Genomic DNA, 12,371 nt, shown 5'->3' with positions numbered 1-12,371 from the left:
TAGCCTGCGGGTGCGACCTTTGGTCGCGTTGGGGAAAAATCATGAATGGTGTAGCAGATGTAACAAAGCATGATGCAGGTCAATTGACTATAGACGATTTATCTTTTTTCTTCGTCGATCCTCGACAGGTGCGTTTGTGGACGGGGTAGCCAAAGTCTGCCGAGTAAAGAACAGGTATTTTTAATTTAGGTAATACTTTGAGATTAATAGTGGGTGGATCTTTAGTTTGGGAATGCCTATGTTTTCTGTGCGGTAATGATGAAGTTGACCCACAATGTCGCGCTTCGGATAATAAAAAATTACTTAGGGAGAAGTTGAAAATGTCTAATAGGGATGAAACCAAGGCTCAAGAAACTCAGCCTCATATTCCAGCAACCGCAGTCGGCCAGACGCCTGATACAGACTGCACGATTCCTGTACCGACCATGACTGTGGATACTGCTGTGCCTACGGTGCAAAAAGTTCGGACAAAGCGTTCTACAAACAAAAAAGGAACCGGTGGTCTGGACAGTCTGGGTGGCGGCAAGCTTCCTTGATTACAGTTCGTGTTCATGAATGCCGAGTGCAATCATGAACACCTGAATAAACGGCTTCGCCATGAGAACTGGTGGGGCCGTTTTTTTTGATTTATGTTGGTTGTGTTTGTTTGGTGGGTTTTCGTTTTTCTGGTTTGTAAGTGTTTTTCGTCGCAATAGTGCAAGTTTCCAAAAGGGAATGGGGGTCGATGAAGTTTTATAAGGACATATAAAGTGGGTTGGTGTGGCCGCGTTGATTGCTTGTTCTTCCAGGTGTGCGATGGCTTCAAATGAAAACGGCCCCGCCAATTCACATTGGCGGGGCCGTATTTTGTTGCTTCAAGCGTCTGCCTTACTGGGCGTCCGCTGCCTTCTCACCGTGAGACAGGCTGTAGACGTAAGCGGCCAGCAGGTGAACCTTGTCGTTACCCTGCATCGCCTCTTGCGCAGGCATCTGGCCCTGACGGCCGTAACGGATGGTCTGCTGCAGTTGAGCGAAGCTCGAACCGTAGATGAACGCGGCCGGGTGAGTCAGGTCGGGCGCGCCCATCGCTGGCGTGCCTTTGCCTTCCGGACCGTGGCAAGCCACGCAGTTGGTGGCGAACAGTTTCTGCCCGGCAACCGGGTCGGCCTTGGTGCCTTCCGGCAGCTTGCGGCCATCGAGGTTGGTCAGGACAAACGCGGCCACGTCGGCCACGCCTTGCTCGCCGATCACTTCAGCCCATGCAGGCATCACTGCGTGACGGCCGCCCATGATGGTGGTCTTGATGGTTGCCGGCTCGCCGCCCCAGCGCCAGTCGGCGTCGGTCAGGTTCGGGAAACCATAGGCGCCCTTGGCGTCGGAACCATGGCAAACCGAGCAGTTGGAGGCGAACAGGCGGCCACCCATCTTCAGCGCTTGCGGATCCTTGGCCACTTCTTCGATTGGCATGGCCGCGAACTTGGCGAAGATCGGACCGAACTTGGCGTCCGATCTGGCCATTTCCTTTTCCCACTCGTGAACGCCGGTCCAGCCGGTCTGGCCGTTGGCGAACGGGGTCTGCTTCTCGTTGTCGAGGTAGCCGTAACCCGGCAGCAGGCCTTTCCAGTTACCCAGGCCCGGATACAGCGCCAGGTAGCCCAGTGCGAAGATGATGGTGCCCACGAACAGCATGAACCACCATTTCGGCAGCGGGTTGTCGTACTCCGCGATCCCGTCGAATGAGTGCCCGACTGTCTCGTCTGTCTGCTCGGTGCGCTGGCCCTTGCGGGTCGACAACAGCAGCCAGGTCAGGGAAAAGATCGTACCGAGACTGAGGACTGTGACGTACAGACTCCAGAATGTAGTCATTCTTTGTTACTCCTAGAAGCTTGCTCGACGTGCTTGATGGCTTCGGGATCATCCGCGAAAGGCAGCAAGGTCGCGTCTTCAAACTCCGACTTGCGCTTGGGACTGAACACCCACAGTGCCAGTCCGATGAAGGCCACCATTACGACAACGGTGCCCAGGCCACGAATCATCCCGATATCCATCCAGATCACCGTTTGCTTTTGATGATGGTGCCCAGGCCTTGCAGATAGGCCACCAGCGCGTCCATTTCGGTTTTGCCCTTCACAGCATCCTTGGCGCCGGCGATGTCTTCGTCGGTGTAAGGGACGCCGAGCGTGCGCAAGACCTCCATTTTTTTGGCGGTATCTTTGCCGTCGAGCTTGTTTTCCACGAGGAACGGGTAGGCCGGCATTTTCGACTCAGGCACGACGTTGCGCGGGTTGTACAAGTGCGCACGCTGCCAGTCATCGGAGTAGCGACCGCCGACACGGGCCAGGTCCGGACCGGTACGCTTGGAACCCCACAGGAACGGGTGGTCCCAGACGCTTTCACCGGCGACCGAGTAGTGGCCGTAGCGTTCGGTCTCGGCACGGAACGGACGGATCATCTGCGAGTGGCAGCCGACACAACCGTTGGCGATATAAATGTCCCGGCCTTCCAGTTCAAGGGCGGTGCGGGGCTTCATGCCCTCGACCGGCTTGTTGGTGACATCCTGGAAAAACAGCGGAACGATCTGGGTCAGGCCGCCGACGCTGACGGCGATGACCATGAAGAAGGCCAGCAGGCCAATATTCTTCTCGACTGCTTCATGCTTCATCAGTGAGCTCCAACTACGGCAATCTTGGCGGCGGCTTCGGCTTCAGCCGGGTTCGAGGCGCGTACGGTGCGGAACACGTTGTAGGCCATGAACAGCATGCCGGTGGCGAAGAACGCACCGCCCAGGGCGCGAACGATGAAGCCAGGGTGGCTGGCTTGCAGCGCTTCGACGAACGAGTAGGTGAGGGTGCCGTCGTCGTTGATGGCACGCCACATCAGGCCCTGGGTGATGCCGTTGACCCACATCGAGGCGATGTACAGAACGGTACCGATGGTCGCGAGCCAGAAGTGGGTGTTGATCAGGGCGGTGCTGTGCATCTGCGCACGACCGAACAGTTTCGGGATCATGTGGTAGATGGCGCCGATCGAGATCATCGCAACCCAGCCCAAGGCGCCTGCGTGTACGTGGCCGATGGTCCAGTCGGTGTAGTGCGACAGCGAATTGACGGTCTTGATGGCCATCATCGGGCCTTCGAAGGTCGACATGCCGTAGAACGCCAGGGAGACGACCAGGAAGCGCAGGATCGGGTCGGTGCGCAGCTTATGCCAGGCGCCCGACAGGGTCATCATGCCGTTGATCATGCCGCCCCAGCTTGGCGCGAGCAGGATGATCGACATCGCCATGCCCAGGGACTGAGCCCAGTCCGGCAGCGCGGTGTAGTGCAGGTGGTGCGGACCGGCCCAGATGTACAGGGTGATCAGCGCCCAGAAGTGCACGATCGACAGGCGATAGGAGTAGATCGGACGCTCGGCCTGTTTCGGCACGAAGTAGTACATCATGCCCAGGAAGCCGGTGGTGAGGAAGAAGCCCACGGCGTTGTGGCCGTACCACCACTGGATCATCGCGTCCGTCGCGCCCGAGTAGGCCGAGTACGACTTGAACAGGCTGACCGGCAGCGACATGTGGTTGACGATGTGCAGCATCGCGGTCACGACGATGAACGCGCCGTAGAACCAGTTACCCACATAGATGTGCTTGGTCTTGCGCTTGACGATGGTGCCGAAGAACACCAGACCGTAGGTGACCCAGACAATGGCCAGCAGAATAGCCAGGGGCCATTCCAGTTCCGCGTATTCCTTGGTGGTGGTGAAACCCATCGGCAAGGTAATGATCGCGCCGACGATCACCGCTTGCCATCCCCAGAAGGTAAAGGCGGCGAGGCTGTCGGAAATCAGTCGCGTTTGGCAGGTTCGCTGCACGACGTAATAAGAAGTGGCAAACAGTGCACATCCACCGAAGGCAAAAATCACCAGGTTTGTGTGCAACGGGCGCAGGCGTCCAAAGCTCGTCCATGGCAGACCGAAGTTCAACTCCGGCCAGACCAGTTGCGAGGCAATGAAGACACCGAGCCCCATGCCAAGGATCCCCCAGACCACCGTCATGATGGCGAACTGGCGGACTACCTTATAGTTATAAGCAGTCGGACTGATTGCTGTGCTCATTCTAAGGTTCCACGGTTTGGGTGTTTTATTAGGATTAAAAATCGGCCGCAAGTATGGAGAAAGCAAGGGGTCATTGCAACGCGCCATGACCTGGGTCAATGCTTTCAAAAGCTGATTCTGCGGCCTTTCCATGCGCCGCGTAAGGACAAAATTGCCCGTGGGCAAAACGTCCCGGCGGACTGATCAGGCGAGGGGGTCAGGTCGGATGTAACGGGGTGTGTTCAAACGCAACGTTTGGCTGACCGAAGGCAATTGGCGCGACAGCCGGTATCTACCAGCCTTTGCGGCCTGTCATCGGGCAGATTCGTCGAACACATCGTTCAGGGTCGACCTGGAACCGGCAGCGGCCAGTCCGCATCGGGGGAAGCTTAGACCCGAATCCCGGGATCCGAAAGAAAGAGTCAAAGAGGGTGCGACAATGCGTCGCAAAGGGGGCAGGGAACCGCCGCATCCGGGAGAATGCGGCAGCAGAGCGGTCGGGATTTATTTGTGGTTGTCTACAGCCTGTAAGCGCTCGGTATTCAAGTCGTGGGACAGGCTGTACACATATGCGGCCAGCAGTTGCACCTTATCGTTGCCGAGCAGTTCGGCCTGCGCCGGCATATGGCCCTGGCGACCATGCCGAATCGTCTGTTCAAGCTGCGTCAGGCTGGTGCCGTAGATGAAACCGGCCGGGTGCGTGAGGTTCGGCGCGCCCATGGCTTCAGTGCCCTGGCCGTTCGTTCCGTGACAGGCGACGCAGGTGGTGCTGAACGCTTGTTGTCCGGCCTGCAGGTCGGCTTTGCTGCCTTCCGGCAACGGCAGGCCGGCCAGATCATGGCGCACATAAGCGGCGACGTTCTTCACACCTGCTTCACCCAGAACTTCTCCCCAGGCCGGCATCATCGCCATCCGGCCACCCGTGATGGTGGTCTTGATCGCTTCGGCCGCGCCGCCCCAGCGCCAGTCGCTGTCGGTCAGGTTGGGGAAGCCGAACGCGCCCTTGGCGTCCGAGCCGTGGCACACCGAGCAGTTGGAGGCAAACAGGCGGCCGCCCATTTTCAATGCCTGTGGGTCCTTGGCCACTTCTTCCACGGGCATTGCCGCAAACTTCGCGAAGATCGGCCCGAACTTCCCGTCAGCCTTGGCCATTTCCTTTTCCCATTCGTGCACGCCGGTCCAGCCGTTCTCATAGCCGGGGAGAACGCCTTTCCAGTTGCCCAGGCCCGGATAAAGGATCAGGTAGCCGATGGCAAACACCAGCGTGCCGGCGAACAGCATGAACCACCATTGCGGCAACGGGTTGTCGTATTCCTCGATGCCGTCGAAGCTGTGCCCCATGGTCTGGTCGACACTGCCCTTGGTTTCACCCTTGCGGGTGCCGATCAGCAGCCAGGTCAGGCCGATCAGGCTGCCGATGGTCAGTACGCAGATCCACGTACTCCAGAAGGTGGTCATGGCCGGGTACTCCTTGTTGCTGATTCTTCAGTGATGTCGGGTTGTGGCTCGTCAGCGAACGGCAGCAGGCGCGCTTCGGCGAATTCCGGGCCGCGCTTGCCGTTGAACACCCATAGCGTCAGGCCGACGAAGGCCACGAACACCACGACCGTGCCCAGGCCGCGGATCATTCCAGTGCTCAGTTCAAACATTGCTCACCTCTTGCTCTTGATCGCAGTGCCGAGCACTTGCAGGTAGGCGACCAGCGCATCCATCTCGCTCTTGCCTTTGAGCGAAGCGACGGCGCCGGTAATGTCCTCGTCGGTGTACGGCACGCCGAGGGTACGCATGGCCTTGATCTTGGTTTCGGTATGACTGCTGTCGAGCTGATTGGCCACCAGCCACGGGTAGGCCGGCATCTTCGACTCGGGCACGACGTTGCGCGGGTTGTACAAGTGCGCGCGGTGCCAGTCATCCGAGTAGCGCGCGCCGACACGGGCCAGGTCCGGGCCGGTGCGTTTCGAGCCCCACAGGAACGGGTGATCCCAGACGCTTTCGCCGGCCACCGAATAGTGGCCGTAGCGTTCGGTCTCGGCGCGGAACGGGCGGATCATCTGCGAGTGACAGCCGACGCAGCCTTCGCGGATATAGATGTCGCGACCTTCCAGTTGCAGCGCGGTGTAGGGCTTCATGCCTTCCACCGGTTTGTTGGTCACGTCCTGGAAGAACAACGGGACGATCTGGGTCAGGCCACCGATGCTCACGGCCAGGATCATCAGCAGCAGTAACAGGCCGACGTTTTTCTCGATAGTTTCGTGTTTCATGGCGGACTCCTCAGGCCATCTGCGCGGCAGCGGCGACTTCGGCAGGCTGCGAGGCCCGCACGGTGCGCCAGGTGTTGTAGGCCATCAGGAACATGCCGCTGAGGAAGATCGCGCCACCCACCAGCCGCACGACGAAGCCAGGGTGGCTGGCCACCAGGGTTTCGACGAAGGAGTAAGTCAGCGTGCCGTCCTCGTTCACCGCACGCCACATCAGGCCCTGGGCGATGCCGTTGACCCACATCGAGGCGATGTACAGAACCGTGCCGATGGTGGCGAGCCAGAAGTGCGCGTTGATCAGGCCGATGCTGTGCATCTGCTCGCGTCCGAAGACTTTCGGGATCATGTGGTACAGCGCGCCAATGGAAATCATCGCCACCCAGCCCAGGGCGCCTGCGTGTACGTGGCCGATGGTCCAGTCGGTGTAGTGGGAGAGGGCGTTGACCGTCTTGATCGCCATCATCGGCCCTTCGAAGGTCGACATGCCGTAGAACGCCAGCGACACCACGAGGAAGCGCAGGATCGGGTCGCTGCGCAACTTATGCCAGGCGCCCGACAGGGTCATCATGCCGTTGATCATCCCGCCCCAGCTCGGTGCCAGCAGGATCAGCGACATCACCATGCCCAGCGACTGCGCCCAGTCCGGCAGCGCGGTGTAGTGCAAGTGGTGGGGACCTGCCCAGATGTACAGGGTGATCAGCGCCCAGAAGTGCACGATCGACAAGCGATAGGAATACACCGGGCGCTCGGCCYGTTTCGGCACGAAGTAGTACATCATCCCGAGGAAACCGGCGGTGAGGAAAAAGCCCACGGCGTTGTGCCCGTACCACCATTGCACCATCGCATCGGTGGCGCCGGAGTACAGCGAATAGGACTTGGTGAAGCTGACCGGCAATTCCATGTTGTTGACGATGTGCAGGATTGCCACGGTGATGATGAACGCACCGAAGAACCAGTTACCGACATAAATATGCTTGGTCTTGCGCTGCATGATCGTGCCGAAGAACACGATGGCGTAGGCGACCCAGACGATGGTGATCAGGATGTCGATCGGCCATTCCAGTTCCGCGTATTCCTTGGAGCTGGTGTAGCCCAGCGGCAGGCTGATGGCCGCGAGCAGAATCACAAGCTGCCAGCCCCAGAAGCAGAAGGCGGCGATTTTCGGTGCAAACAGCCGTGTCTGGCAGGTGCGTTGCACCGAGTACAACGAACTGGCGAACAGCGCGCAGCCGCCGAAGGCGAAGATCACCGCGTTGGTGTGCAGCGGGCGCAAGCGGCCGAAGCTGGTCCACGGCAAATTGAAGTTGAGTTCGGGCCAGACCAACTGGGCAGCGAGAAAAACCCCGAGCCCCATGCCGACGATGCCCCACACCACCGTCATAATGGCGAATTGGCGGACCACCTTGTAGTTGTAGGCGGTACTGATAGAAGTGTTCATGGTTCCCCATCCACGGTTCAGCCGAAGTGAGCGCGCAGCGCAAGGCAGTGCACCCTTCGGCCGGAGTTATAGGCAGACTGAAAGCGAGGCAAGCATGGACAAAGGGCACAAGGCCGGTATTGACGGGGATCAATGGGCGCAGTGCGTGCAGGATCATGGATGGTTGTGGAATGCCGCCGCTGGCAAGGCTGCGGCGACGCTGATCCTCGCCCATGGCGCTGGCGCACCGATGGACAGCGACTGGATGAGCGACATGGCTGCACGCCTCAAAGCTCAAGGCGTCAACGTGTTGCGCTTCGAATTTCCCTATATGGCGCAGCGGCGCATCGACGGCGGTAAACGCCCGCCGAACCCCGCGCCGAAACTGCTGGAATGCTGGCGCGAGGTGTATGCCCAGGTGCGACGCCATGTCACTGGGCCGCTGGCCATCGGCGGCAAGTCCATGGGCGGGCGCATGGCCAGCCTGCTGGCCGATGAGTTGGGGGCGGATGCCCTGGTGTGCCTGGGTTATCCATTCTATGCGGTGGGCAAGCCGGAGAAACCACGGGTCGAACATCTGGCCGGGTTGAAGACTCGGACCTTGATCGTCCAGGGCGAGCGCGATGCGTTGGGCAACCGGGAGGCGGTCGAGGGTTATGCGCTATCGCCGGGTATCGAAGTGTTCTGGCTGGTGGCGGGGGATCATGACTTGAAGCCGTTGAAGGCTTCGGGGTTTAGCCATGAGCAGCATTTGGCGGCTGCGGCGCAGAAAGTGGTCGCATTTCTTCAGTGAGATGAGTGGCGTCTGGGCCTGCCTCTTCGCGGGCAAGCCCGCTCCCACAGGGTTTTGTATTGTTCACAAAATTTGGACACGCCACAGATCACTGTGGGAGCGGGCTTGCCCGCGAAGGCGGCCTGTCAGGCAAAGCAATTCTCCCATCCCACATGGTCCGTTTGAGGGATGTCCCCTCTGTTCTCCATTGTTTGAATGCAAGGGTAGGGGCGCTACACCCGCCCCGTTGCACGCGCGCCCCGGCGGATGGGGTGAACAAAGGAGAACAATAAAAATGCTCAACCAAGACCTGATTCGCCAGCGTCTGAGCCAACGTGCCCGCGAGTTGGTGCCGATCCTGCGTGAACGCGCCCTGAATGCCGCGCAAGCCGGCCAGTTGCCTGAAGAAACCCTGAAGGATTTCCACGACGCCGGGTTCTTTCGCATCCTGCAACCGGCCCGTTGGGAAGGCTATGAGCTGGAGCCCAAGGATTTCTTCGACGTGCAGATGACCCTTGCCGAGGGCTGCATGTCTTCGGCCTGGGTACTTGGCGTGGTTGCGATCCACAACTGGCAACTGGCGCTGTTCGACGACCGCGCGGCCCAGGATGTCTGGGGAAGCGACTCCAGCGTGCTGATCTCCTCTTCCTATATGCCGGTGGGCAAGGTCGAGCGGGTTGATGGTGGCTTCAAGTTGAGCGGCCGCTGGGGCTTTTCTTCCGGCAGCAAGCATTGCGAATGGGCGTTCCTCGGTGCGCTGGTGCCGCCGGCAGAGGCGGGCGGGGCGCCGGATTACCGGACGTTCCTGGTGCCGCGCAGCGACTACCGGATTCTCGACAACTGGAACGTCATGGGCCTGGAAGCCACCGGCTCCCACGACATCCAGGTGGAAAACGCCTTCGTTCCCGAGTATCGCACCCATCGAGCGTTCGACGGTTTCATGCAGAACAGTCCGGGCAACGCGGTGAACACCGCACCGTTGTTCCGCCTGCCGTTCGGGCAGATTTTTGTGCGTGCCGTTTCGTCGTCCGCCATCGGTGCCCTGCAAGGCGCGGTGGATCTGTTTGCCGAGCACAACCGCGCCCGGGTCGGGGTCAATGACGGTCGCAAGATGGTCCAGGACCCGGCCGCGCAATCGGCGCTGGCCAACGCCATGGTCTGCGTCGACGAGTGCAAGACCGTGCTGCATCGCAACTTCGCCCTGATGCTGGAGCGCGCGCAGAAGGGCGAACCATTGAGCATGCCCGAGCGGGTGAAGATGCGTTATGACTCGGCGCTGGTGGCCGACAAGTGCGCCAAGGCAGCCGGCGAGCTGATGTTCAACAGCGGTGCTTCGACGATCTTCCGCAGCCATCCGATCAACCGTGCATTCCGCGACATCCACACCGGTCGCGCCCACGTCGCCAACAGCCCGGCCAAGTACGCCTGGAACCTGGGTGGCGTGAGCATGGGGCAGGACAGCAGCGACTTTTTCCTCTGACGCTTCCCTACAAATCGGCTAGTCCGTTTGCGTGATTCGAGCGCCCCGTCGATGCACGAGCATTGACGGTAAGGCGAAGGTCTACGGCGCCGACTGCGCATCCAAATAAGCACAAGGATCAACCATGAAATTTTCCCTGATTTACGAAGCCCAGACGGTGGACTCCAGCCGTGAAGGCGACCGCAAGATTTTCGAAGACACCGTCGAACAGGCCGTGCTGGCCGACAAGCTCGGCTTCGACACCTTCTGGTGCGTGGAACATACCGCGCTGAGCAACTACTCGCACATGTCCGCGCCGGAAACCATGTTGGCGTTCGTTGCCGGTAAAACCGAGCGAATCGGCATCGGTCACGGCGTGGTCTGCCTGCCGCCGGCAATGAACCACCCGGTGAAGGTCGCCGAGCGCATCGCCACCCTCGACCTGCTGTCGAAGGGCCGTGTGCACTTCGGCGTGGGCAAGGGCGGCACCCAGCAGGAAGCAGGCACCTTCGGCTACGACCTGGCGACCTTGCAGCCGCAGATCGACGAGATGATGTACCTGATCCCGAAAATGTTCGTGCAGGACGAGATCGAGCACAACGGCGACTTCGTGCAGATCCCCAAGCGCCCGATTCATCCAAAGCCTTACCAGGATCCGCACCCGCCGATGTACCTGGCGTGCACCAACACCGAGTCGCTGAAAAACGCTGGCGGCCGTGGCATGGGTGCACTGGTGCTGGGCTTCGGTGGCCCGGAAGAGATCGCCAAGAAGGTCGAGGTGTATCACACGGCCTACGACAATCGGGATGAGAAGAAGCAGGTCGGTTTCCGCCCTAACCGCCACATCGCCGCGCTGTGCCCGGCCATTGTGCTGGATGACAACGAAGAAGCGCGCCGCATCGGTATCCGTGGACAACGCTACTTCATGGAGTCCCTGGGCTACTGGTACGGCGGTGGTGAGCGTCCGGACCCGGAGAAGTGGAAAGACGACACCTTCGTCGACGGCAACGGCCAGAGCGTTATCAAGTCGCGCTTCGCCTCCGAAGAAGTCAGCGTCGACTTCTCCGACCCGACCATGGCCATGATGAACCCGAACCACGCCTACGGCACCGTCGAGGATTGCATAGGCTACGTGCAACGCCTGATCGATGCCGGCGCCGACGAAATCCTGTTCATCTGCCAGATGGGCACCGTGCCGCAATGGGCACAGCTGGAGACCCTGAAGAATATTGGCGAGAAGGTGATTCCGCATTTCCGCAAGGGTTGAACGTTGACGCTAAAGGCGTGAACACCGCATCCCCCCTGTGGGAGCGAGCTTGCTCGCGATAGCGGTCTTACATTCAGTATCGATGTTGACTGGTATGGCCCCATCGCGAGCAAGCTTGCTCCCACAGTTGATCGCATTTCAGGCCTGGCATGGACGTCAGGCCAACTTTCCAACGGGTCCCCAAGGCCCGTTTTTTTGTGCCTGCCGAATAAAGATTGAACACCGCATACCCCTTGTAGGAGCGAGCCTGCTCGCGATAAACCGGAGAACGCCGCGGGGTGTCAGGCTTTCTGCGTTATCGTTGACGACCATCGCGAGCAGGCTCGCTCCTACAGGTTATTGCGCTAGTTCGCGCCACCGATTTGGCCTTTGAATAGAGCCTGTTTAACGGCTGTCAGCGTTACTTGATGAAAGCTACAACGCCTTGCGTCGTTGCCTACAGGTACGCCAGAATCCGCCGGCTTGTGCGCCTTGGACACCCTCGGTAACTTGATTCGCGTCACTGACTCCCAGTGATCGGGTTTAGTAGCCCGTGGCTTAATCCGAGACGTACGACGCATCAATCAGGTTATGTGCCTGTATTTTGATGGTGGCTGTACGTAGGGCGCCCTTGGGCGCGCCGGCTTCTTGGATTCCCCGGTCTACTAACCTGCGTACAGCTGCCACCCCTTCTTTTAGTAGAGAAGTGGTTTCCAGCCCACATCAGGAATCCACACTATGTTCAAGGTCACACCCAATCCGCCGGACACCGATCCAGCATCCCCATACGAACCCGATTCAAAAAAACTCAACGAGGCCGCCGAGCGTGCCCTCGCTTACCACTTCCCCTCGACAGCCGACATCAAAGCCACTCCTCGAACAATCAGCACACTGTTTACCGTCGACCCTGAGGCCACGACCGAAACCCTGGTGGTTTATCTGGTCGAGACGCTGGCCTCGGTCGATGTGATGGTGCATTACCTGGTCGACCATCTGGAAGGTTCGTCACGCAACGTCCTGCTAGGCATTTCAAACAGCGTGATGCTGGCGGAGATCACCGCAAACCGCGTGCTGGATCAAATCGAACCACCTGCATAAACCCGCAACACCACATCCCCCTGTAGGAGTGAGCCTGCTCGCGATAGCGGTCAGCGGTC

At 59.7% G+C, this 12,371-nt stretch carries 13 protein-coding genes; 5 read left to right on the top strand and 8 right to left on the bottom strand.

The features are described 5' to 3' along the window. The first annotated feature begins 209 nt into the window (after positions 1–209). Positions 210–536 (top strand): hypothetical protein, encoded by a 327-nt coding sequence (locus tag AC1DU9_RS22405; protein ID WP_223462354.1) that lies wholly within the window; start codon positions 210–212, stop codon positions 534–536. Between the two features lie 331 nt (positions 537–867). Here the strand turns inward: AC1DU9_RS22405 and ccoP (AC1DU9_RS22400) are convergent, their stop codons facing one another. From ccoP (AC1DU9_RS22400) to ccoN (AC1DU9_RS22365), 8 genes are all read right to left on the bottom strand, one after another. Next, positions 868–1,845, bottom strand: coding sequence for a cytochrome-c oxidase, cbb3-type subunit III (gene ccoP, locus AC1DU9_RS22400; protein WP_223462353.1), 978 nt, complete (start codon positions 1,843–1,845; stop codon positions 868–870). Continuing rightward, entirely contained in the window at positions 1,842–2,027 is a 186-nt protein-coding gene (locus AC1DU9_RS22395) for a CcoQ/FixQ family Cbb3-type cytochrome c oxidase assembly chaperone (protein ID WP_003175465.1), read from the bottom strand. The genes ccoP (AC1DU9_RS22400) and AC1DU9_RS22395 overlap by 4 nt, the downstream gene beginning before the upstream one ends. 5 nt (positions 2,028–2,032) lie before the next feature. Beyond that, complete coding sequence (ccoO, locus tag AC1DU9_RS22390; RefSeq protein ID WP_010456412.1) at positions 2,033–2,641, bottom strand: cytochrome-c oxidase, cbb3-type subunit II; 609 nt, start codon at positions 2,639–2,641, stop codon at positions 2,033–2,035. Next, positions 2,641–4,083, bottom strand: a complete 1,443-nt coding sequence (gene ccoN / locus AC1DU9_RS22385; protein WP_223462352.1) for a cytochrome-c oxidase, cbb3-type subunit I — start codon at positions 4,081–4,083, stop codon at positions 2,641–2,643. Before ccoN (AC1DU9_RS22385) ends, ccoO (AC1DU9_RS22390) begins: the two co-directional genes overlap by 1 nt. Positions 4,084–4,566: 483 nt before the next feature. Next, the gene (ccoP, locus tag AC1DU9_RS22380; protein WP_477810800.1) at positions 4,567–5,520 is read right to left on the bottom strand and encodes a cytochrome-c oxidase, cbb3-type subunit III; all 954 of its coding nucleotides are present in this window, start codon (positions 5,518–5,520) and stop codon (positions 4,567–4,569) included. Continuing rightward, on the bottom strand, positions 5,517–5,711 hold the full coding sequence (locus tag AC1DU9_RS22375) for a cbb3-type cytochrome oxidase subunit 3 (RefSeq protein WP_150671820.1): 195 nt from the start codon (positions 5,709–5,711) through the stop codon (positions 5,517–5,519). Before AC1DU9_RS22375 ends, ccoP (AC1DU9_RS22380) begins: the two co-directional genes overlap by 4 nt. Before the next feature lie 3 nt (positions 5,712–5,714). Then, positions 5,715–6,323, bottom strand: a complete 609-nt coding sequence (gene ccoO / locus AC1DU9_RS22370; RefSeq protein WP_008020035.1) for a cytochrome-c oxidase, cbb3-type subunit II — start codon at positions 6,321–6,323, stop codon at positions 5,715–5,717. Positions 6,324–6,333: 10 nt separating this feature from the next. After that, positions 6,334–7,758 (bottom strand): cytochrome-c oxidase, cbb3-type subunit I, encoded by a 1,425-nt coding sequence (gene ccoN / locus AC1DU9_RS22365; protein ID WP_477810799.1) that lies wholly within the window; start codon positions 7,756–7,758, stop codon positions 6,334–6,336. 94 nt (positions 7,759–7,852) lie between these two features. Between ccoN (AC1DU9_RS22365) and AC1DU9_RS22360 the strand changes: the two genes are divergently transcribed. From AC1DU9_RS22360 to AC1DU9_RS22345, 4 genes are all read left to right on the top strand, one after another. After that, positions 7,853–8,530 carry an alpha/beta family hydrolase gene (locus AC1DU9_RS22360; protein WP_223462349.1) on the top strand — a complete coding sequence of 226 codons (678 nt, stop codon included), beginning with the start codon at positions 7,853–7,855 and terminating at the stop codon, positions 8,528–8,530. 274 nt (positions 8,531–8,804) lie between these two features. Next, positions 8,805–9,989: an acyl-CoA dehydrogenase family protein gene (locus tag AC1DU9_RS22355; RefSeq protein ID WP_223462348.1), complete on the top strand. Its 1,185-nt coding sequence runs from the start codon at positions 8,805–8,807 to the stop codon at positions 9,987–9,989. Positions 9,990–10,113: 124 nt separating this feature from the next. Next, complete coding sequence (locus AC1DU9_RS22350; protein WP_116581264.1) at positions 10,114–11,235, top strand: LLM class flavin-dependent oxidoreductase; 1,122 nt, start codon at positions 10,114–10,116, stop codon at positions 11,233–11,235. 717 nt (positions 11,236–11,952) lie between these two features. Next, positions 11,953–12,312 carry a DUF6124 family protein gene (locus AC1DU9_RS22345; protein WP_477810798.1) on the top strand — a complete coding sequence of 120 codons (360 nt, stop codon included), beginning with the start codon at positions 11,953–11,955 and terminating at the stop codon, positions 12,310–12,312. The last annotated feature ends 59 nt before the right edge of the window (positions 12,313–12,371 follow it).

This window comes from Pseudomonas sp. P4_C1 (genome assembly GCF_056402155.1).
The sequence above is the reverse complement of the archived record's forward strand: the minus strand, read 5'-3'. Positions and strand labels throughout refer to the sequence as shown.